Origin of the sequence: Burkholderia pyrrocinia (assembly GCF_022809715.1) — a bacterium.
Taxonomy (GTDB): Bacteria; Pseudomonadota; Gammaproteobacteria; order Burkholderiales; family Burkholderiaceae; genus Burkholderia; species Burkholderia pyrrocinia_C.
The window spans coordinates 1,000,232-1,020,334 of record NZ_CP094459.1 but is presented as its reverse complement, the minus strand read 5'-3'; the positions used below and the strand labels follow the sequence as shown (position 1 = coordinate 1,020,334).

Annotated in this window: 19 protein-coding genes, 1 tRNA gene, 1 pseudogene and 1 riboswitch; of the genes and pseudogenes, 16 read left to right on the top strand and 5 right to left on the bottom strand. The window is 68.1% G+C overall.

The genetic code is table 11. The annotated features are described in order from the left end of the window. Positions 1-64 precede the first annotated feature (64 nt). The 8 genes from MRS60_RS04785 (at position 65) to MRS60_RS04750 (ending at position 8,159) form a co-directional block, all read left to right on the top strand. A complete protein-coding gene (locus MRS60_RS04785; protein WP_105391839.1) occupies positions 65-745 on the top strand; it encodes a GntR family transcriptional regulator in 681 nt (226 codons plus the stop codon). Positions 746-752: 7 nt separating this feature from the next. After that, the gene (locus MRS60_RS04780; protein ID WP_034183005.1) at positions 753-2,129 is read left to right on the top strand and encodes an amidase; all 1,377 of its coding nucleotides are present in this window, start codon (positions 753-755) and stop codon (positions 2,127-2,129) included. A gap of 138 nt (positions 2,130-2,267) precedes the next feature. Then, the gene (locus tag MRS60_RS04775; RefSeq protein ID WP_034183004.1) at positions 2,268-2,780 is read left to right on the top strand and encodes a disulfide bond formation protein B; all 513 of its coding nucleotides are present in this window, start codon (positions 2,268-2,270) and stop codon (positions 2,778-2,780) included. A 631-nt stretch (positions 2,781-3,411) separates the two neighbouring features. Further along, on the top strand, positions 3,412-4,416 hold the full coding sequence (gene xdhC, locus MRS60_RS04770; RefSeq protein ID WP_243565297.1) for a xanthine dehydrogenase accessory protein XdhC: 1,005 nt from the start codon (positions 3,412-3,414) through the stop codon (positions 4,414-4,416). An 18-nt stretch (positions 4,417-4,434) separates the two neighbouring features. Next, a complete protein-coding gene (locus MRS60_RS04765; RefSeq protein ID WP_034183002.1) occupies positions 4,435-5,460 on the top strand; it encodes an adenosine deaminase in 1,026 nt (341 codons plus the stop codon). Positions 5,461-5,487: 27 nt separating this feature from the next. After that, entirely contained in the window at positions 5,488-5,904 is a 417-nt protein-coding gene (locus MRS60_RS04760; RefSeq protein ID WP_243565296.1) for a hypothetical protein, read from the top strand. Then, positions 5,901-7,220, top strand: coding sequence for a guanine deaminase (gene guaD, locus MRS60_RS04755; RefSeq protein WP_034183001.1), 1,320 nt, complete (start codon positions 5,901-5,903; stop codon positions 7,218-7,220). The genes MRS60_RS04760 and guaD overlap by 4 nt, the downstream gene beginning before the upstream one ends. A gap of 150 nt (positions 7,221-7,370) precedes the next feature. Beyond that, a riboswitch (yybP-ykoY riboswitch) is annotated at positions 7,371-7,508 on the top strand. 78 nt (positions 7,509-7,586) lie between these two features. Continuing rightward, positions 7,587-8,159 (top strand): TMEM165/GDT1 family protein, encoded by a 573-nt coding sequence (locus tag MRS60_RS04750; protein WP_059448199.1) that lies wholly within the window; start codon positions 7,587-7,589, stop codon positions 8,157-8,159. 52 nt (positions 8,160-8,211) lie between these two features. On the opposite strand, the gene MRS60_RS04745 is transcribed toward MRS60_RS04750, so the two are convergent. Then, positions 8,212-8,913, bottom strand: coding sequence for a DUF4136 domain-containing protein (locus MRS60_RS04745; RefSeq protein ID WP_034182999.1), 702 nt, complete (start codon positions 8,911-8,913; stop codon positions 8,212-8,214). Between the two features lie 186 nt (positions 8,914-9,099). On the opposite strand from MRS60_RS04745, the gene pepN reads away from it, so the two are divergent. From pepN to MRS60_RS04715, 6 genes are all read left to right on the top strand, one after another. After that, entirely contained in the window at positions 9,100-11,793 is a 2,694-nt protein-coding gene (gene pepN, locus MRS60_RS04740; protein ID WP_243565295.1) for an aminopeptidase N, read from the top strand. A gap of 281 nt (positions 11,794-12,074) precedes the next feature. Continuing rightward, a complete protein-coding gene (locus MRS60_RS04735; protein ID WP_034182997.1) occupies positions 12,075-13,088 on the top strand; it encodes a class 1 fructose-bisphosphatase in 1,014 nt (337 codons plus the stop codon). A 210-nt stretch (positions 13,089-13,298) separates the two neighbouring features. Next, positions 13,299-13,374, top strand: a tRNA-Thr gene (locus MRS60_RS04730). 235 nt (positions 13,375-13,609) lie between these two features. Beyond that, a complete protein-coding gene (locus MRS60_RS04725) occupies positions 13,610-13,897 on the top strand; it encodes a hypothetical protein (RefSeq protein ID WP_217588127.1) in 288 nt (95 codons plus the stop codon). A gap of 8 nt (positions 13,898-13,905) precedes the next feature. Continuing rightward, positions 13,906-14,127 carry a hypothetical protein gene (locus tag MRS60_RS04720; protein ID WP_131948111.1) on the top strand — a complete coding sequence of 74 codons (222 nt, stop codon included), beginning with the start codon at positions 13,906-13,908 and terminating at the stop codon, positions 14,125-14,127. Between the two features lie 254 nt (positions 14,128-14,381). Beyond that, positions 14,382-14,636 carry a GlsB/YeaQ/YmgE family stress response membrane protein gene (locus MRS60_RS04715; RefSeq protein ID WP_034182994.1) on the top strand — a complete coding sequence of 85 codons (255 nt, stop codon included), beginning with the start codon at positions 14,382-14,384 and terminating at the stop codon, positions 14,634-14,636. Positions 14,637-14,715: 79 nt separating this feature from the next. Here MRS60_RS04715 and MRS60_RS04710 read toward each other — a convergent pair. The 3 genes and pseudogenes from MRS60_RS04710 to MRS60_RS04700 all read right to left on the bottom strand — a co-directional run. After that, positions 14,716-14,850, bottom strand: a pseudogene (locus tag MRS60_RS04710) (TlpA family protein disulfide reductase); the annotation flags it as partial. 32 nt (positions 14,851-14,882) lie between these two features. Beyond that, positions 14,883-17,243, bottom strand: a complete 2,361-nt coding sequence (locus tag MRS60_RS04705) for a TonB-dependent receptor (protein WP_243565294.1) — start codon at positions 17,241-17,243, stop codon at positions 14,883-14,885. Positions 17,244-17,370: 127 nt separating this feature from the next. After that, on the bottom strand, positions 17,371-17,760 hold the full coding sequence (locus MRS60_RS04700; protein WP_034182992.1) for a DUF2946 domain-containing protein: 390 nt from the start codon (positions 17,758-17,760) through the stop codon (positions 17,371-17,373). Between the two features lie 228 nt (positions 17,761-17,988). Between MRS60_RS04700 and MRS60_RS04695 the strand changes: the two genes are divergently transcribed. Continuing rightward, positions 17,989-18,093 carry a chorismate mutase gene (locus MRS60_RS04695; RefSeq protein WP_162484450.1) on the top strand — a complete coding sequence of 35 codons (105 nt, stop codon included), beginning with the start codon at positions 17,989-17,991 and terminating at the stop codon, positions 18,091-18,093. A 223-nt stretch (positions 18,094-18,316) separates the two neighbouring features. Then, positions 18,317-18,910, top strand: coding sequence for a chorismate mutase (locus MRS60_RS04690; protein ID WP_175748799.1), 594 nt, complete (start codon positions 18,317-18,319; stop codon positions 18,908-18,910). Between the two features lie 42 nt (positions 18,911-18,952). On the opposite strand, the gene MRS60_RS04685 is transcribed toward MRS60_RS04690, so the two are convergent. Next, positions 18,953-20,080, bottom strand: coding sequence for an exonuclease domain-containing protein (locus tag MRS60_RS04685; RefSeq protein WP_243565293.1), 1,128 nt, complete (start codon positions 20,078-20,080; stop codon positions 18,953-18,955). Positions 20,081-20,103 lie beyond the last annotated feature (23 nt).

The window sequence follows — 20,103 nt, the reverse complement described above, 5'->3', positions numbered from 1 at the left end:
GTCCATGCTTCCCGATCGCCCGCGCCATGATCGCGCCCCGTCCGGCCGCCGCGCCGCAACCCGCATGAATGCCCTGACCGACGTCATCCGCGACCGACCCGCCGCGTCGGCGATCAGTCTCGCCGACCGCGCCTACGCGCTGATCCAGCGCGACATCATCACGATGCGCCTTAAGCCGGGCGCCGCGCTCAACGAGGCCGACCTCGTCGCGCGCACGGGGATCGGCCGCACGCCCGTGCACCAGGCCGTGCACCGGCTCGTGCTCGAAGGGCTGCTGTCCGTGATGCCGCGCAAGGGGCTGATGGTGCAGCCGCTGTCGCTCGACGACATCGTCGCGGTAATCGACGTGCGGCGCATCAACGAAGCGCACTGCGCCGAACTCGCCGCGCGCCATGCGACGCCCGACGATCTCGCGCGCATGGCCGCGCTGCTCGACGACGGGCAGGCCTGCGTCGGCACGCACGACGTCGAGGGCATGATGGAACTCGACCGCGCGTTTCATCAGGCGATCGCGGCGGCCGCGCGCAATGCGGTCCTCGCCGAGATCCTGCGCGCGCTGCACGAGCGCTCGCTGCGCTTCTGGTTCGTCACGCTGTCCGAACCTCACCATCTCGCCGACGTCCAGCACGAGCATCGCGAACTGTTCGAACGGCTGTCCGCGCGCGACGCCGCCGGAGCGCGCGCGGCCGTCGAACGCCATATCGATTCGTTCCGCTCCACGCTTCTTCAACATCTTCGCCCCTGAGCCGCCCATGACCACGTTCACGCCCTTCCCCCCGCTCGCCCAGCTCGCCGCCGACCTCGCCGCCGGCCGGACCACGAGCCGCGCGCTCGTCGACGCCGCGCTCGACCGGATCGCCGATCCGTCGGGCCAGGGCGCCGTCGTCTTCACCGAAGTCGATGCCGACAACGCGCGCGCGGCTGCCGACGCGCACGACCGGCTGCGCGCCGCGGGCACCGTGCTGTCGCCGCTCGCGGGCATTCCCGTGTCGGTGAAGGACCTGTTCGACGTCGCGGGCCAGGTGACGCGCGCGGGCTCGCGCGTGCTCGATGGCGCGCCGGCCGCGCGCACCGATGCGGTCGCCGTCGCGCGGCTCAAGCGCGCGGGCGCCGTGCTGGTCGGCCGCACCAACATGAGCGAATTCGCGTTCTCCGGGCTCGGGCTGAATCCGCACTTCGGCAATCCGCGCTCGCCGTACCATCGCGACGTGCCGGGCGATGCGCGGATTTCCGGCGGCTCATCGTCGGGCGCGGCCGCGTCCGTCGCCGACGGGATGGCCGCCGTCGCGCTCGGCACCGACACGGGCGGCTCGATCCGCATTCCGGCCGCCCTGTGCGGGCTGACGGGCTTCAAGCCGACCGCGAGCCGGATCCCGACGCAAGGCGGCGTGCCGCTGTCGACGACGCTCGACTCGTTCGGCCCGATCGGCCTGACGGTCGCCTGCTGCGCGCTCGTCGACCGGATGCTCGCGGGCCTCGAACCGCACGTGCCGGCCGCGCGGCCGCTCGAAGGCGTGCGGCTCGGCGTGCTGACGAACTATGTAACGGACGGCGTCGATGCCGACGTCGCGGCCGCGCTCGACGCCGCGCTCAAGCATCTCGAAGCCGCTGGCGCGATCGTCACGGAAGTGCGCTTCTCCGCACTCGACCGGCTGCCGGACATCAACCGCTTCGGCTTCTCTCCGATCGAGGCGTACGCGTGGCATCGCCCGCTGCTCGCTCAGCACCGCGACCGGTACGACCCGCGCGTGCTGACGCGGATCCTGAAGGGCGAACCCGCGAGCGCGGCCGACTATCTCGACCTGCTCGCCGCGCGCGCCGCGATGCTCGACGAAGCCGCGCACACGGTCTGGTCGCGCTTCGACGCGCTCGTCGCGCCGACGGTGCCGGTCGTGCCGCCTCGCATCGCCGAACTCGAAGCGGACGACGCCGCGTTCACGCGCACCAATGCGCTGATCCTGCGCAACCCGAGCGCGTTCAACTTCCTCGACGCGTGCGCGTTGTCGCTGCCGTGCCATCCGCGCGACGCGGCGCCGGTCGGCCTGATGCTCGCGGCGGCACCGCATCGCGACGACGCGCTGCTCGCGATCGGCCAGTCGGTCGAAGCCGTGCTGAACACGATCCGCTGACCGCGCCAGCCGATCGACGGCGGCGATGTGCGCGGTGCGGCAGGGTGCCGCACGCGCGCTGTCAGTTTCGTGCCAGACCGTTCGCGCTAAAATCGCGCGATTGTTTTTCCGGACCGACCCACGAGGAACCCCGCCGACATGAACGACTACACGCTTGCGCTACGCCGCGAACGCCGCCTGCTGATGCTGCTCGGATGGGTGTGCATCGCCCTGCTGGCCGGTGCGCTGTACCTGCAGTACGTGAAGAACGAAGATCCGTGCCCGCTGTGCATCATCCAGCGCTACTTCTTCGCCGCGATCGGGATCTTCGCGTTCCTGGCCGCCGGGATCCGCAACTGGCGCGGCGTCTGGGTGCTCGAGCTGCTGATCGCGATCGCCGCGGCCGGCGGCGTCGGCACCGCCGCGCGGCACCTGTCGATCCAGATGAATCCGGGCTTCAGCTGCGGCTTCGACACGCTGCAGCCGATCGTCGACAGCCTGCCGCCCGCGCAGTGGTTCCCCGGCATGTTCAAGGTCGCCGGGCTGTGCGAGACCGTCTACCCGCCGATCCTCGGCATCCTGCTGCCCGGCTGGGCGCTGATCGGCTTCGCCGCGATCCTGATTGCGGTCGTCGCGAGCCTCTGGCGCCATCGCCGCAAGCTCGCGGCCTGACCGGCCGGCCGCTTTAGCGACTCCCTGCGCGCGCGGCCCGCTCAGTCGGGCCGCGCCGCCGCCGGCCCGTCGTCGCCCGGCCGTGCCGGACGCCTTCGCAAGCCGCATCCGGCCAGCCACACGTAAACCCCTACCCCGCCGCTGCCCGGATTTCCGGGCGAACGCGCGTCGCGCGACTGCCGCATCCGCGCCCCGTCACGCCTGCGTTTCGGCCCGATGTGCACGCACCGGTGCCCCGATACCGCGCGGCGGGCCTATGATCGACATGATCGCCGCCTGATAGCCCGGATCACCGCCCGGCAATGTTCCCGTCGCCTTGCGGTGCTATCTTCCTGACTGGATGGCGATCTACGTGCGCGAGGCCAGGCGGTCTCACCGCCCCCTGCGTAACGCGCGCCCGATCCGCAATGTCGACTGGATTCATCATGACAACGCAAACCATCCGCATCCGTCACCCTCATGGCGTCCGCGTGTCCGGCGGCGCCGCCGTTCGCACGCGCATTCAGCGCGCTGCCGCCGCACTGCATCGGCGGTGCGGCCGGCCTGCTCCGCTCCCGTCCGTCCTCGCTGCCGCCGCGTCCGCCAGCCCGCGCGGCGTGTCGTGCCGCGTCGTCCCGAACGGAGCGTGCTGATGGAAGCCTGGCTCGGCGATCTGCAGCAACTGCTCGCGCACGGCGAAGCGGCCGTACTCGTGACGGTTGCGCACACCGACGGCTCTGCGCCGCGCGAAGCCGGCACCAAGATGCTCGTCACGCGCGACACGGCCCGCCATACGATCGGCGGCGGTCATCTGGAATGGAAAGCGATCGAGATCGCGCGGCATCTGCTGAAGGATGGCGCGCACGTGCCCCACGCGCGCAGGCTCGAACGGCTCGCGCTCGGCCCGAGCCTCGGCCAGTGCTGCGGCGGTGCGGTCGTGCTCGCGTTCGAGCGGCTCGACGTCGGCGATCTCGGCTGGATCATGTCGCTATCGAAGCGCGTCGCGGCCGGCGCCGCGACCGTGCGTAGCGTATCATTCGGCCCCTCGCCGGGCGCGCCGCTGTTGAGCGAGCCCGAATCGGAAGCCGCGCGGGCCAACTGCCTGCTGTGGGAAACCGGCGGTGTGTCGCTGATGACCGAAACGATCGCGCCGTATGCGTTCCCCGTCATGCTGTTCGGCGCCGGGCACATCGGCACCGCGCTCGTGAAGGTGCTGGCGACGCTGCCGTGCCAGGTGCGCTGGATCGACGGGCCCGATGCGATGTTCCCGCCGGCCGACGTGCTCGCCGGCATCGGCAATCTCGCGATCGAGGCGGCCGCCGCGCCGGCGGACGCCGTCGACACGGCACCGCCGCAGTCCTACTTCGTCGTGATGACGCACGACCACGCACTCGATTTCGTGCTGGCCGAGCGCATCCTGCGACGCGGCGACTATGCGTACTTCGGGATGACCGGCTCGCACGCGAAACGCGTGCAGTTCGATCATCGCCTTGCGGCCATCGGCATCGACCCGTCCCAGGTCGCACGGATGCGCTGCCCGATCGGTGTCGAAGGCATCATCGACAAGGCCCCCGAAGTGATCGCGATCTCGGTGGCCGCGCAGTTGCTGCAGGCCGTCGAGGCGAACGCGAACGCGCAGGCTTCCCCTACCTACTGACCGACCAAGAACGACGCCATGACCCCGACATTCAAGGACAAGATTGCCCGTGCGCCGAAAGCGGAGCTGCACATCCATATCGAAGGCTCGCTCGAGCCCGAACTGATTTTCGCGCTCGCGCAGCGCAACGGCGTGAAGCTCGCGTACGACTCGATCGACGCGCTGCGCGCCGCGTACGCGTTCACCGACCTGCAGTCGTTCCTCGATATCTATTACGCAGGCGCGAGCGTGCTGCTGACCGAGCAGGATTTCTACGACATGACGGCCGCGTATTGCGAACGCGCGCTCGCCGACAACGTCGTCCATACCGAACTGTTCTTCGACCCGCAGACGCACACCGAACGCGGCGTGCCGATCGAGACGGTCGTCGCGGGCATCGAGCGCGCACTCGCCGATGCCGAACAGCGCGGGCTGTCGAGCAAGCTGATTCTGTGCTTCCTGCGCCACCTGTCCGAAGAGGACGCGCTCGCGACGTTCGAATCCGCATTGCCGCTGTTCGAGCGCTATCGCCATCGCCTGATCGGCGTGGGCCTCGACTCGTCCGAGCTCGGCCATCCGCCGACGAAGTTTGCACGCGTGTTCGACAAGGCACGCGCGCTCGGGCTGAAGCTCGTCGCGCACGCGGGCGAGGAAGGCCCGCCGGCCTATATCTACGAAGCGCTCGACGTGCTGAAGGTCGACCGGATCGACCACGGCGTGCGCAGCATCGAGGACGCGGCGCTCGTCGAACGCCTCGCGCGCACGCGCACGGCGCTCACCGTCTGCCCGCTGTCGAACCTGAAACTGTGCGTGTTCGACGACATGGCGAAGCACACGCTGAAAGCACTGCTCGACCGCGGCGTCGCGGTGACGATCAACTCCGACGATCCGGCCTATTTCGGCGGCTACGTCAATGAAAACTACTTCGCGACGGCCGAAGGGCTGCGCCTCACCGATGCCGAAGTCCATGCGGTGATCCGCAACGGCTTCGAGGCGTCGTTCATCGACCCGGCGCAGCGCGACGCACTGATCGCGCGCCTCGACGCGTACTGGCAGGCCGCGTGACGGCCCGCATCGAGGTGCGCCAGACAGATGAAACACGGTAACGGTAACGGCATCCGCTTCGCGACTCCCGGTCCGGCCCTGCGTCGAGCCGAACGCATGCATGCGCCCGGCGCGAACGCGTTCAACGCGTTCGCTGCCCGCGTGGCGGCGACGCAGTCCGTCGCCGCCCGCCGGCGCGTGCGGTCGCGGCTTGCCGTCCCGTTCGCCGCCGCATCGGTCGCGATCGCCAACGCTGCGAGATTCGCGGGCAATCACGCGCTGGCGGCCGCGGCCGCCACGAACGCCTGCGCAATCGCATCCGGACACGCCGCACGCAGTGTGTCGCGGCGACTCGCGAAGCGCCGCCCAGCAGTCGCGCGGGCGGTGCCGTCCATGCCGTCGCCCGCGCGGCGTCGATCGCTTTCTTCTGTTCGCCTTACCTTGATGCAGGACCATTCGTCATGACGCAAACCGCTTTTCGTTCCCAACTGCTGACCTTCAACGGCGACCCGGCCAAATCGAGCCAGGCCGCGAACTACGAGACCGACGGCCTCCTGATCGTCGACGACGGCAAGGTCGTCGCGGCCGGTCCGTATGCGCAGCTCGCCGCGACGCTCGCGCGCGACGCGATCGTCCATGACCTGCGCGACAAGCTGATCGTGCCCGGCTTCATCGACACGCACATCCACTATCCGCAGACGGACATGATCGCGTCGCCGGCGCCGGGCCTGCTGCCGTGGCTCGACAAGTACACGTTCCCGACCGAGCGCCAGTTCGGCGATCCCGAGCATGCGCGCGAAGTCGCCGACTTCTTCGTCGACGAACTGCTCGCCTGCGGCACGACGAGCGCGCTCGTCTACTGCACGGTGCACAAGCAGTCGGCCGACGCGCTGTTCGCGGCGAGCGATGCGCGCGACCTGCGGATGATCGCGGGCAAGGTGCTGATGGACCGCAACTGCCCCGAATTCCTGCGCGACACCGCGCAATCGGGTTATGACGACAGCGCCGAGCTGATCGGCCGCTGGCACGGCAAGGGCCGCCAGATGTATGCGCTCACGCCGCGCTTCGCGCCGACGTCGACCGAGGCGCAGCTCGAAGCGTGCGGCGAACTCGCGCGCCGCCATCCGGACGTGTTCGTGCAGAGCCACGTCGCGGAAAACGTCGATGAAGTGAAATGGGTGGCCGAGCTGTTCCCCGGCCATCGCAGCTATCTCGACATCTACGACCGCTACGGGCTGCTGCGACCGCGCGCGGTGTACGGCCACTGCATCCACCTCGACGACGAGGACCGCCGCCGGATGGCCGAGACACGCACCGTCGTCGCGCACTGCCCGACGTCGAACTTCTTCCTCGGCAGCGGGCTGTTCGATTTCGACAAGGCCGGCGAATACGACGTGCCCGTCACGCTCGCCACCGACGTCGGCGGCGGCACGTCGTTCTCGATGCTGCAGACGATGAACGAGGCGCACAAGGTCGCGCGGCTGTCGGGCCACCACCTGACCGCGACGCGGATGTTCTGGCTCGCGACGGCCGGCGCCGCGCAGGCGCTCGACCTCGCCGACACGGTCGGCACGCTCGCGCCGCGCACCGAGGCCGATTTCGTCGTGCTCGATCCGCAGGCCACGCCGCTGCTCGCGCGCCGCACGAAGCGCGCGGATTCGCTCGAGGAGCTGCTGTTCGCGTTCGCGCTGCTCGGCGACGACCGCGCGGTGTACCGCACCTATGCGGCCGGCAAGCTCGTCCACGAACGCGGCGCGGCCCGCCGCGCGGCCGCAGCGTAACGGCTTACCGGGCTTCCGTCCCGGCATGCGCGGCGACGCATCCACCACCGCGCATGCCGGGTAGCCGAAGGCGCCACGCGCCGATCGTGTCCCGTGCGCCTCGCAACCCTACCCGGCCGCATTCCCCCGCGCGACACACCGTGCTAGAATTCGCCGCTCATTGGGGAGTAGCCGCTCCGCTCGATGTCCCGCGCCCCCGGCGCGCATCGTGACGGAGGCGTCCGTCAACAGACTTGGCCGTTCGGCCATGGCGGGCGCAGCCACCTAGGCCTGGCGAGACCGATGGTTCACAGTGCGCCGCATCAGGGCCCGGCGCGCTGTGGATCGTCGCTCGCACGCACAACATCGGCCCGCGGAACCCCATACGTGTCTCAAGCCTTCCTGATTTCCACCGGCGCCGTCGCCCTCGCTGAAATCGGCGACAAAACCCAGCTGCTTTCCCTCGTACTGGCCGCGCGCTATCGCAAGCCGGTGCCGATCATCCTCGGCGTGCTCGTCGCGACGCTCGTGAACCACGGTTTCGCCGGCGCGCTCGGCGAATGGCTCGGCGCGCTCGTCACACCGTCGATCATGCGCTGGGCGCTTGCGTTCTCGTTCATCGCGATGGGGTTGTGGATCCTCGTGCCGGACAAGCTCGATGCCGACGAAGCCAATGCCAACCGTTCGCGGCTCGGCGTGTTCGGCGCGACCCTCGTCGCGTTCTTCCTCGCGGAAATGGGCGACAAGACGCAGATCGCGACCGTCGCGCTGGCCGCGCGCTTCCAGGACTACATCGGTGTCGTGGCCGGCACGACGTTCGGGATGATGCTCGCGAACGTGCCGGCGATCCTGCTAGGAGACCGCTTCGCGCACCGTTTGCCGACGAAGCTCGTGCACGGCATCGCGGCCGTGCTGTTCGTCGTGCTCGGCGCGCTGGCGCTGCTGGGCGTCGGGGCCTGACGGCAGAAGGTGGCCGGCGCGGCCGGGCGGCCGCGCCGTTGCTGACGCAGCGTTACTTCGCGAGCGCCGCGCCCGAAGCCGGCGCAGCCGGCACCGCACGTTCGTTGGCGGCCGGCGCCGCCGGGCCGCCGCGCTTGTCGACCGGCAGCCGGACCGAGCGGACCGCGCCGTTCGACAGCGGGAAATCGGCGAGCGCGCTGCGCGCAAGGAACGGCATCGCGTACAGCAGCGTGCCGTTGTCGCCGGTCGTGCGCGCGGACACGTTGTAGACCTCCTTGCCCGTCGCGCGCTCGGTAATGCGGATGCCGAGCGTGTAGTCGAACACCTGGTACGTCTGCGCGACATAGCCGGCCGGCATCGGCCCCCAGGGCCCCCACGGGCCCCACGGCCCGTGCCGCCAGTACGGCCCCGGCCCGACGAACCAGGGGTCGTAGTAGACGGGTTGCGGCACCGTCACGAGATCGCTGCCGACCGCATAGGTCAGCCCGACGAGATACCGCGCCTGCCCCTGCGGCACCTGCCGGAACGCATACGCGGACAGCTCGCTCGCGACGATCGGCTCGTAGGTCGACTGCTCGATGCTGTTCTTCTGCGCCTCGGTGCGCGTAAACGCATAGGTGCGTGTCGCGTCGCTGCCGCTCCAGTCGGAGAAGGCCGTGACCTGGGTCGTCACATAGCTGGTACAGCCTGTCAGCAGCGCCACGCACAGCGCCGCCGCCCAGCCCGCACCGCGAAAAATCCATTCGCGTTTCATGTTGATCCTCGTCGATCCGTCACCCGTTCGTCGCACCGCGCGAACCGGACGGGATGCCGATAATACGCGGACTGCCGAAAGCGGTAAAAAGTTCGCGCGGCACGCAGCCGCAAGCCTTTGTACAATGGCCCGGTTCGCCCGGCCCGTGCCGCGGGCCCGTCCCCCACTCCACCGATCTCGACGACCATGTCCGACAACGCCTCCTCCACCGTGATCCGCCGCGCCGACTACACGCCGCCGGCCTTCCTCATCGATTCCGTCGCGCTCGAATTCGATCTCGCGCCGGCCCGCACGATCGTCAGGAATACGATGCGCGTGCGCCGCAATCCGGACGCCGCGCCCGCGCCGCACCTGGAGTTGATGGGCGAAGCGCTCGAATTCCTCGACGCACGGCTGGATGGTGCGCCGTTTGGCGCCGTTCGTGCGCACGAGCACGGGCTGACCGTCGAGAACGTCCCCGACGCATTCGAGCTGACGCTCGAAAGCGCATGCGCGCCCGACCAGAATACGACGTTGTCGGGCCTGTACGTGTCGAGCGGCAACTTCTTCACGCAATGCGAAGCCGAAGGCTTCCGCCGCATCACCTACTTCCTCGACCGCCCCGATGTGATGGCCTCGTACACGGTCACGCTGCGCGCCGACAAGGCCGCGTACCCGGTGCTGCTGTCGAACGGCAACCTCGTCGATTCGGGCGACCTGCCCGACGGCCGCCACTTCGCGCAATGGGAAGACCCGTTCCGCAAGCCCAGCTACCTGTTCGCGCTCGTCGCGGGCAAGCTCGTCGCGATCGAGGAAAAGATCACGACCGGCTCGGGCAAGGAGAAACTGCTGCAGGTGTGGGTCGAGCCGGCCGATCTCGACAAGACGCGTCACGCGATGGATTCGCTGATCCACTCGATCCGCTGGGACGAAAAGCGCTTCGGCCTCGAGCTCGATCTCGACCGCTTCATGATCGTCGCGGTCGGCGACTTCAACATGGGCGCGATGGAAAACAAGGGGCTCAACATCTTCAACACGAAGTACGTGCTGGCGAACCCCGAGACCGCGACCGACACCGACTTCGCGAACATCGAATCGGTGGTCGGCCACGAGTACTTCCACAACTGGACGGGCAACCGCGTGACCTGCCGCGACTGGTTCCAGCTGAGCCTGAAGGAAGGCCTGACGGTGTTCCGTGACCAGGAATTCTCGGCCGACATGGCCGCGGGCGACGAAGTCGAATCGGCGGCCCGCGCGGTCAAGCGCATCGAGGACGTGCGCGTGCTGCGCCAGCTGCAGTTCGCCGAGGATGCGGGCCCGATGGCGCACCCGGTGCGCCCGGAGAGCTACGTCGAGATCAACAACTTCTACACGATGACCGTCTACGAGAAAGGCTCGGAAGTCGTGCGGATGTACCAGACGCTGTTCGGCCGCGACGGCTTCCGCAAGGGGATGGACCTGTACTTCAAGCGCCACGACGGCCATGCGGTGACCTGCGACGACTTCCGTCACGCGATGGCCGACGCGAACGGGCGCGACCTCGCGCAGTTCGAGCGCTGGTACAGCCAGGCCGGCACGCCGCGCGTGTCGGTGCGCACCGCGTACGATGCAGCCGCGCGCCGCTATACGGTCACACTCGCGCAGGGCTACGGCGACGCGTCGCCGGCCGCGCGCGAAACGCAGCAGGGGCCGCTGCTGATTCCGTTCGCGATCGGCCTGATCGGCCGCGACGGGCGCGACCTGCCGCTGCGCCTCGACGGCGAAGCCGCCGCATCGGGCACGACGCGCGTGCTCGACTTCACCGGCACCGAGCAGACCTTCACGTTCGTCGACGTGCCCGAAGCACCGCTGCCGTCGCTGCTGCGCAATTTCTCGTCGCCGGTGATCGTCGAGTACGACTACAGCGACGACGACCTTGCCTTCCTGCTCGCGCACGACAGCGATCCGTTCAACCGCTGGGAAGCCGGCCAGCGCTTCGCGACGCGCGCGCTGCTGACGCTTGCCGCACGTGCCGCCGCAAACGAGCCGCTCACGCTCGGCGAGAACTTCGTCGCCGCGTTCCGCCGCGTGCTGACCGATGCGACGCTGTCGCCGGCGTTCCGCGAACTCGCGCTGACGCTGCCGTCGGAAACCTATCTCGCCGACCAGATGGCCGAGGCCGACCCGGCCGCCGTGCATCGCGCGCGCCTGTTCGTGCGCCGCCAGCTCGCGACCGCGCTGCGCGCCGACTGGCTCGCCGCGTACCAGCAGCACCAGACGCCCGGCGCATACGAGCCGACGCCGGAGGCCTCCGGCCGCCGCTCGCTGAAGAACCTCGCGCTCGCGTATCTGGCCGAACTCGACGACCCGGCCGACGCCGTGCGCCTTGCAACCGCACAGTACGACGCGGCGAACAACATGACCGATCGCGCGGCCGCGCTCGGCGCGCTGCTGTCCGCCGCGGCCGCGGGTGCGGACAAACCGGCCGAGCATGCGCTCGACGATTTCTACCGTCGCTTCGAGAAGGAAGCGCTCGTGATCGACAAGTGGTTCGCGATGCAGGCGGCGCAACGCGGCACGCCCGCGCAGCCGACGCTCGCGAAGGTTCGCAAGCTGCTCGCGCACCCCGCGTTCAACCTGAAGAATCCGAACCGCGCGCGCTCGCTGATCTTCAGCTTCTGCGCGGCCAACCCCGCGCAGTTCCATGCGGCGGACGGCTCGGGTTACGCGTTCTGGGCCGAACAGGTGCTCGCGCTCGACGCGATCAACCCGCAGGTCGCGGCGCGCCTCGCACGCTCGCTCGAACTGTGGCGTCGCTTCACGCCCGCACTGCGCGACCGGATGCGCGCAGCGCTCGAGCAGGTTGCCGCCGGCGCGAAATCGCGCGACGTGCGCGAGATCGTCGAGAAGGCACTCGCCTGACGCAAGCGACCGCATCGCGCCTGCGCGATAAAGCCGGTGCCGCGTGACGCGGCGCCGGCTTTTTTATTTTGCGCGAGTGCGATTGGAACCGGGCGGAATCGCGGGGTCCGATCGCGCAATTTGCCGCCGCTGCGATGCGCACCTCGCCCGTCGCCAACGCCGGAAACCGGGCCGATCCGGCCGCCCGGCCTTGTAACCGGACGAAAAAAGCCGGCGGCACGCGAGGCGCGACGGGTAAAATTGCGGCAATTCAAGGATTCTTTGGCCTTTCGGAGTCTGTCATGTCCATTGCCCGCCGCACCACGCTGTCGAAGTTCCTGATCGAACAGCAACGTGAGACCAACAACCTCCCCGCCGACCTGCGCCTGCTGATCGAAGTCGTCGCCCGCGCGTGCAAGGCGATCAGCTACAACGTGTCGAAGGGCGCGCTCGGCGAAGCGCTCGGTACCGCCGGCAGCGAGAACGTCCAGGGCGAAGTGCAGAAGAAGCTCGACATCCTGTCGAACGAGATCCTGCTCGACGCGAACGAATGGGGCGGCAACCTCGCCGCGATGGCGTCGGAAGAAATGGAAACGTTCTTCCCGATCCCCGCGAACTACCCGCGCGGCGAATACCTGCTCGTGTTCGATCCGCTCGACGGCTCGTCGAACATCGACGTGAACGTGTCGATCGGCACGATCTTCTCGGTGCTGCGCTGCCCGGACGGCAAGCAGGCCACCGAGGAATCGTTCCTGCAGCCCGGCACCGAGCAGGTCGCGGCCGGCTACGCGGTCTACGGCCCGCAAACGGTATTCGTGCTGACGACCGGCAACGGCGTGAACTGCTTCACGCTCGACCGCGAAGTCGGCTCGTGGGTGCTCACGCAGAGCAACATGCAGATCCCGGCCGACACGCGCGAATACGCGATCAACGCATCGAACGCGCGCCACTGGTACGACCCGGTCAAGCGCTATGTCGACGAGCTGAACGCCGGCAAGGACGGCCCGCGCGGCGACAACTTCAACATGCGCTGGATCGCATCGATGGTCGCCGACGTGCACCGGATCCTGAACCGCGGCGGCATCTTCATGTACCCGGCCGACAAGCGCACGCCCGATCGCCCGGGCAAGCTGCGCCTGATGTACGAAGCGAATCCGATGTCGTTCATCGTCGAACAGGCGGGCGGCGCCGCGACGACCGGCACGCAGCGCATCATGGAAGTGCAGCCGACGGGCCTGCACCAGCGCGTGCCCGTGTTCCTCGGTTCGAAGAACGAAGTCGAGCGCGTCACCGGCTATCACGACGAAGCCGAATAATTTGCACTGCAGCACTGGACGGAGATGCGCGACGCAAGTACAATCGCGCCTCGCGATGTGGCCCTGACCGGCCGCATCGCAGTGAAGTGAAAGCGGGAAGTCCGCCGGATCGATGGTTTCGCGAAGCAACAGCAGTAGCAAGCTGAAAAAAAGTTCGCAAAACCTATTGCCAAGATCTCGGATTTGACCATATAATTTCATTTCTCTGCTGCCGGTGTAGCTCAGTTGGTAGAGCAGCGCATTCGTAATGCGAAGGTCGTAGGTTCGACTCCTATCTCCGGCACCAAGACATAAAGGTCTGACAAGCATCGCTTGTCAGACCTTTTCTCTTTTCCGGCGCCGAAATCGTACGCCCGCCCTCTCCCGCGCCACGTCCGCTTGCGCGGCATCTCCCGCGTCGCGCTCCGGCGATTGAAATCGCCGGACCGCTCTGCCCTCTCCCGCAACACGGCAACCACACTCCGCGCACCAACCTGACCGATCTCGTCGCACCGCGCTTCACCGCGTTCTGCTCACGCTCGATGGCGTGTCCGATCCGGGCGCTGGCCGATCTCGACCGACGCCTGCACAATGCGCGGATACCGTTCGCACTCGTCACGCTCGCACGGCACGCGGCGCTGCGGCAACCGGCCTGTGTCGGCCATGACGACGACAGCCGGCTGTTCGACATGTACGGTGCGCGCGACGGCACCGTCAACCTGGGGCGCACTGACGAACAAGTACTCGACCGCTGGCAAGACGCTCGCACCGACGACACGGCCGCCGCGCTCGAACGCGCGCTCCGTCCGCACGCATCGACCGATCCTTAGGAGACCGCATGATGCCCGACGCCGAACGCGACACGCCCTATACCGACCTGTTCCGCATGATGCCCCATCTCGGCGAAGCCGACGCATCGCTCTTTCTCGCCCGTTTCGCACTGCTGTCGATCGAGGCGATCGGCGATACCGCGACCGTCGCGCGGCTGATCGTCGACGCAGGCAACGGACTGCCCGATGCGGGCATGCAAGCGTCGACGCGCGAAGGGCATGGTTCCTGACTGACGGACTTTATCGACGACCATTTCTTACGGATTCATTGCGCCACGCATCGTCCGCGCACGAGCCGCACCGTACGCAGACGAATTCCCTGGAAAATCCGCATAAGGGTGCATAACATTACTTAACGATTCTGACCCGTCTATCGCGTTACATTGCGTGGGCGGCGCGGCGGGTCGCAATGCCGCCTTCACCCAGCTTGCGGCGCGACAGCCGAAGTCCGGTCATTTCGACTCAACACAAGGAGAGGACCACCATGACTCATGGCTTGATTATGTGGCTCATCATCGGCGCGATCGCCGGCTGGCTTGCCGGCGTGCTCGTCAAGGGCGGCGGCTTCGGGCTGATCGTCGACATCATCGTCGGGATCGTCGGCGCGGTGATCGGCGGCTGGCTCGCCGGGCTCCTCGGCATCAGCATCGGCAGCGGCTTCATCGGCTCGGTGATCGTCGCGGTCATCGGCGCGGTGATCCTGCTGTTCGTGATCCGGCTATTCAAGCGAGCGGCCTGACGCTTCTCTCCACGCGCCTTCGGGCGCGTTTTCGCATCAGGCCGGCGCGCGGTCCGTTCGCCGCGCGCCACCGGCTCGTTCAGCGCTTCACGCGCCGCGACCAGCCGCCGGGCACGTCGGCCGCCAGCAATCCGCTGCGCGCTGCGCGTGCGCCATCGCGCTCGACCCACACGGTGCGCGGCATTTCCCCTCTCCATCCCGCATCGAGCGCCGCGAACCACTGCGCACCGCCGGCCGCGAACGATTTCACAGCGACCACTTCAGTTCTCCATAGAACGTTCGGCCCGGATACGGATGGAACACGTAGTAGCGGCGGTCCGTCAGGTTGTCGATGCCGACCGACGCGGTCCAGTGACGGTCGAAACGGTAGCGCGCCTTCAGGTCGACGACCGTGAACGAGCTCGTGCCGCCGTAGACGTCCGGATTCACGTCGCTGTTGTCGAGCGTGTTGAACTGGCGGCCCGAATAGCGCACGCCGACGCTCGCAAGCCAGTGCTCGTCGAAGCGATACGACGCGAGCAGGTTCGCGCGCATGCGCGGAATACGTGGAAAGCGCGAGCCGACATACGCGGGATTCGCGGCATCGGCGAGGATCTGCGCATTGCTCGCCGATACGTTCGCGTCGATCGCGAGCCCCTTCAGCCCGACGTTCTCGCCGCCGAACGCGAGCTCGACGCCGCGCACGCGCACGCGGTCGACGTTCGAGATGTTGGTGACGGTCGACGCACCCGACACGGTGGTCTGGCTGTAGATCGAATCGCGCAGGTCGCTCTGGAACACGCTGGCGCGCACGACGCCGACGCCCACGTCGCGTTCGGCCGTGAAATCCCAGTCGATCGCCTTTTCCAGCCGCAGGTTCGGGTTGTTGTTGACGATCGCGTTGTTCGAGATCGTGCCCTGGAACAGCTCGCCGACCGTCGGGAATCGCGTGCCGGTCGCGAACGACAGCCGGAAACGCCAGACGTCCGTCGCGTCCCATTGCAGCGCGACTTTCGGCGACAGCGCGTTCGCGCCGCGGTCCGCATAGCCGAGCGTGCCGGTCGCGTTGCCGAGCGCGCCGCCGTACGCATCCCAGCGCTCGTAGCGCAGCCCAAGCGTCGCGAGCCAGCCCGGCGCGAAGCGCCACGCATCCTGCCCGAACAGCGCCTGCGTGCGCGTATCGCCGCGATAGACGCTCGACAGCGACGTGGTCGGCCCGGCCAGCCAATCGGCCGTGTTGTACGTGACGTTGCGCAGGAAGTAATTGTCGTAGTGGTAGCCGAACGTGAACGCGTGGCCCTTCACTTCCGGCGCCTCGGCCTTCAGGTCGAGCGTGCGCCAGCCCGTGCCGTCGCCCTGGAACAGCGTGCCCGCGCCGCCCTGCACGGTCGACGCCGCGCGCAGCACGTCGCGCGACACGTCGTACGCGGACACGACGCCCGACAGCCGCCAGCCGGAATCGAGCCGGCCGTTCAGGCCGAGCGCATACAGCCAGTTCTCCTGGTCGCCGCGCTGCGGCGCGAACGCATTCGGCGCGATGGTCATGTTCCGGCCGCCGATCGACACGTTGCCGCCGTAGACCGGATTGCCGGCCGCATCGCGCAGGAAGGTCTCGCCGTGCTGCCGGTAATGGTTCTCCCAATGGCCGAGCGTGAGCGTCGCGTCGACGTGGTCGGTGAACGCATAGCCCATCCGGACCGTCTCGTTGAGCTGCTCGGTCCGCTCGATCGTCTGCGCGCCGACGATCGTCCGCGGCTTGCCGTTGGGCCCGATGTCGGTCGCGGCGCCGGTCACGGGCACGGCAGCGCCCAGCTTCGGGTTGTAGGCCGGATTGGGGCTCGCGTACTGCATCGGCTGCCCGTTGTTCTCCAGCCGGTCGAGCGACAGCGCGAACCAGAACCGGCCGATGCGGTTCGCGACCCGCGCGGTCTGGTGATTGCCGCCGAAGCTGTCCGCGAACCCGTAGCCGTCGTGGTAGCGCTGCGTAAAGAACTGCGTCGACAGCGACGCCTCTAGTTTTTCCGGGCGGCGCGTCGTGAGCAGCACGGTCGAGCCGATCGAGTTGCCGGGATACAGCGCGGAAAAGGGGCCATAAAGCACGTCGACGCGCGCGATGTCGTCAGGCGGAATCAGCGACCAGCGCGGCGGGTACGCGTAGCTCGAGCCGAGCAGGTTCGACAGCAGCACGCCGTCGGCATAGACGAGCCCGCGTGCGCTCTGCAGTTCGTTGAAGTCGCGGCCCGCGAACACGCTGTTGCGGTCGCCGATATAGCGCTTGCGAACCATCAGGTTCGGTGCGTATTTCAGCGCGTCCTCGGTGGTGACGTTGGTATGCGTATCGATCTGCTCGCGCGTGATCGACTCGACGACGGCCGGCGTATCCGGATCGACGGGTTGCCGCTGCGCGGTCACGCTAACGGCGGACAGCGTATCGCCGGCCGGTGCAGCCGACGCGGCTGCGACTGCAGAGGCCGGCGCGGCACCGGCAGAACGATCGATACCGCTGCGGGCCGGATCGTTGCGTGCATCATCGGGCGAGGCCGCGTGGGCGGCTGGCCACGCGAAAGCGGCCGCGCACGCGAGCGCGAGCCGACCGCGCGACGACCGCGCGGCGAAGGTAGACGACATGAGTGAATTCCTGAAAACGTGATCGGACGCCGCCGGACACGAGCGGACACGCCGCGCACGAACGGCGCGGCGCGCGGGCCCGGCCGCGGGCAGCACGCGCGCCACCGGGGCGCGCGAACGACATCAATCAGATCGGGGCGTTTTCAGGCGGGGCGCGCGGCTGCGCGAGACGAATGCCCTTGCGGGGGAAATCGGGAACGGCCGGGGTGGCCGCGCGGTAGGCGAACGTCCGTACGAAGCCCGGCATAGCGGGCAGGCTCGCGCCGAGTGCGACGTTCGCCGCGAAGCCCGGGCAGTACACGCAGTGCGGCACGCCGGCATGATCGAACGACGATGTGTCGCGGTCGTCGCCCGACTGCGCGAGCACGACCTGGCGGGCGCCCGCTGCACTGCACAACTCGAGCGTGAGCTCGCCGGAGCCGCTCGACGCAAGACGCGCATAGCCGATGACGGGCGACAGTACGTTCAGTACCAGCGCCAGCCATACAAGGCCGATCCATCGCGTCGTTCGTTTCATCGCGGTCCAGGAAAAAGTGCGCGCAAGTATAACAAGCGGCCCGATCGTTACCGATCGCTCAGGACGCAATAGTCGGCATCGCAGCGCATGTGCCGTTAATACAACAGAGACAAAATCTAACGATTCGTCTCTGGCACAAATCCAAGCACGAGGTTGATAATCATCGAACCTGCTGGAGAAACAACCATGGACGAAAGACCAACTCGCATGCCACCGCCCGAGCAAGTGATGAGCCCGGATCCGGAACCCGTCGGCGTGGAATTCCTCGCCGAATTGCCCGAGCACGTCCGGGCATTCTTCGACGAGCAGCACAAGCTGTATTCGCCGAAGTGAACGCCTGTTCGGTTCTGTAACCGCCGCGTGTCGATCATCGCTATCGTGCGGTTCATCGCTGCGCATCGCGCGCAATTCGCGTCGCGCCCGGGCTGCAACAGCCTGACGGTGCCGGATCAGTTCGCCTGCTGATTCTCCTGTCGCGTCGCTACGCCGCGCGACTGTCTTCGTCTATTCTTCTGGTTTTCCACGTCCGGCCCGCCCGGCTCTCCCGATCATTCCGATGAAGCAAGCCATTCGTGCCAGCGTCGCTGTCGCCGCGCTCGGCGTCGCCCTCTTTTCGTCGCCGCGCATCGCCAGCGCAGACGGCGATGACACCGCCCTCACCAACGTCGTCGCGCTCGCGTCACAGCGCCTCGCGCTCGCCGAACCGGTCGCGCGATGGAAATGGGCGAATCACAAGGCGATCGAGGACCAGCCGCGCGAAGCGGCACTGCTCACGTCGGTCGAGAAGCGCGCGGTGGAGGCCGGCGTCGATCCTGCGTTCGCACGGACGTTCTTCGAGGATCAGATCGCTGCGAGCAAGGACATACAGAACGCACTGTTCGCGACCTGGCGCGCGACGCGGCCGCCCGAGGGCACACCGCCCGATCTCGCGACCAGCACGCGCCCGGCGCTCGACCGGCTGACGCAGAAAATGCTCGCGGGCCTCGCGCAAGTCGCGCCGCTGCGCGATGCGCCCGATTGCCAGGCGCGGCTTGCTCGCAGCATCGCGAACTGGAAGACGCTCACACGCTACGACTCGACGCAGACGCGGGCGCTCGACACTGCGCTGTCGCATGTCTGTTCGGCCGGCGGCGCAAGCGCGATCGGCTGACGCGGCAGGCAGGCACCGCAGGCGCGGATTGCGCCGCTGCGCTCAACCTGCGGGCGTCAGCGCAGCAAGCGGGATCAGTTGAAGCCCGCGCGCGAGATGCGTCTGCAGCAGGCGATGAGTAAAGGGTTCGAACGTGCCGTCCGCCGCGTCGGCCACGAGCCGCGCGGCCGCATCGAGCGATTCGGCCGAACCGAGGTAGCGCCAGCCGTCGATCACATGGAACAGGCGGCGCTCGCCGTTCGCCTCGAACGCAACGGCCCCGTCGAACGGCCAGGGCGCATCGCCCGCACGAGCCGTATCGGCCGCCGGGCGCCGGTTGTACGACGGACGCAGCCGGGCGATCCATTGCGCTTCGGCCAGCATCGCGCCCAGTTCATTACCGGTCTCGTGCCATTCGACACGCCGCACCTGCTGCGCGAGCCGCATTTCCTTCGACGAGCGCCGCTCGCCCGTCAGCAGCGCACGCAGCCGCTGCCGCACGCGCACGCTGCGACCGACATACAGCGCTGCGTCACCCTCCCCGAACAAAGCGTATGCGCCACACCCGGCCGGCGCGGTGTCGAGCCAGGCTTCGGTCAGATCGCCGGCCAGACGGAAATGGCGCGTCGTACGCGCGATCTGGTCGCGCAGCCGCTCGAGCGGCACGATGTCGTGCAGCTGACGCCAGAACTGCCAGAGCAGGTCGGCATCCGCGAGCGCCCGGTGGCGCGCAGCCGGAACGAGACCATGCCGTTCGATCAACGCGTCGAGCCCGTGCCGCGATTCGCGCGGGAACAGCGCGCGTGACAGCCGCACCGTACACAGCACATCGGGATTGAACGCGAAGCCGGCACGCTCGAACTCGGCGCGCAGGAAACCGCGGTCGAAACTCGCGTTGTGCGCAACGAACAGCTTGCCGTCGAGCCGCTCGAACAGCGCCGGCGCAAGCGACGCGAACGACGGCGCGTCGCGCACCATCTCGTCCGAAATGCCCGTCAGTTGCTGGATGAACGGCGGAATCGACTGGCCCGGATTGACGAGCGTCGTCCACGTCGACACGCCGAGCGGGCCGATTTCGACCACGCCGATTTCGGTGATGCGATGCTCGGCGGACGAGCCACCGGTGGTTTCAAGGTCGACGAAGACGAGCGGTTGTTCGCTGGCGGGATCGGACAGGCGGGAATCGGACATGAAAAGACACGGAAACGATGCTT

What these genes read in the sequence shown, in the direction of transcription:
- MRS60_RS04785 (WP_105391839.1), top strand. Translation starts at nt 65, where the DNA reads ATGAATGCCCTGACCGACGTCATCCGCGACCGACCCGCCGCGTCGGCG.
- MRS60_RS04780 (WP_034183005.1), top strand. Translation starts at nt 753, where the DNA reads ATGACCACGTTCACGCCCTTCCCCCCGCTCGCCCAGCTCGCCGCCGAC.
- MRS60_RS04775 (WP_034183004.1), top strand. Translation starts at nt 2,268, where the DNA reads ATGAACGACTACACGCTTGCGCTACGCCGCGAACGCCGCCTGCTGATG.
- xdhC (WP_243565297.1), top strand. Translation starts at nt 3,412, where the DNA reads ATGGAAGCCTGGCTCGGCGATCTGCAGCAACTGCTCGCGCACGGCGAA.
- MRS60_RS04765 (WP_034183002.1), top strand. Translation starts at nt 4,435, where the DNA reads ATGACCCCGACATTCAAGGACAAGATTGCCCGTGCGCCGAAAGCGGAG.
- MRS60_RS04760 (WP_243565296.1), top strand. Translation starts at nt 5,488, where the DNA reads ATGAAACACGGTAACGGTAACGGCATCCGCTTCGCGACTCCCGGTCCG.
- guaD (WP_034183001.1), top strand. Translation starts at nt 5,901, where the DNA reads ATGACGCAAACCGCTTTTCGTTCCCAACTGCTGACCTTCAACGGCGAC.
- MRS60_RS04745 (WP_034182999.1), bottom strand. Translation starts at nt 8,913, where the DNA reads ATGAAACGCGAATGGATTTTTCGCGGTGCGGGCTGGGCGGCGGCGCTG.
- pepN (WP_243565295.1), top strand. Translation starts at nt 9,100, where the DNA reads ATGTCCGACAACGCCTCCTCCACCGTGATCCGCCGCGCCGACTACACG.
- MRS60_RS04735 (WP_034182997.1), top strand. Translation starts at nt 12,075, where the DNA reads ATGTCCATTGCCCGCCGCACCACGCTGTCGAAGTTCCTGATCGAACAG.
- MRS60_RS04725 (WP_217588127.1), top strand. Translation starts at nt 13,610, where the DNA reads ATGGCGTGTCCGATCCGGGCGCTGGCCGATCTCGACCGACGCCTGCAC.
- MRS60_RS04720 (WP_131948111.1), top strand. Translation starts at nt 13,906, where the DNA reads ATGATGCCCGACGCCGAACGCGACACGCCCTATACCGACCTGTTCCGC.
- MRS60_RS04715 (WP_034182994.1), top strand. Translation starts at nt 14,382, where the DNA reads ATGACTCATGGCTTGATTATGTGGCTCATCATCGGCGCGATCGCCGGC.
- MRS60_RS04705 (WP_243565294.1), bottom strand. Translation starts at nt 17,243, where the DNA reads ATGTCGTCTACCTTCGCCGCGCGGTCGTCGCGCGGTCGGCTCGCGCTC.
- MRS60_RS04700 (WP_034182992.1), bottom strand. Translation starts at nt 17,760, where the DNA reads ATGAAACGAACGACGCGATGGATCGGCCTTGTATGGCTGGCGCTGGTA.
- MRS60_RS04695 (WP_162484450.1), top strand. Translation starts at nt 17,989, where the DNA reads ATGAGCCCGGATCCGGAACCCGTCGGCGTGGAATTCCTCGCCGAATTG.
- MRS60_RS04690 (WP_175748799.1), top strand. Translation starts at nt 18,317, where the DNA reads ATGAAGCAAGCCATTCGTGCCAGCGTCGCTGTCGCCGCGCTCGGCGTC.
- MRS60_RS04685 (WP_243565293.1), bottom strand. Translation starts at nt 20,080, where the DNA reads ATGTCCGATTCCCGCCTGTCCGATCCCGCCAGCGAACAACCGCTCGTC.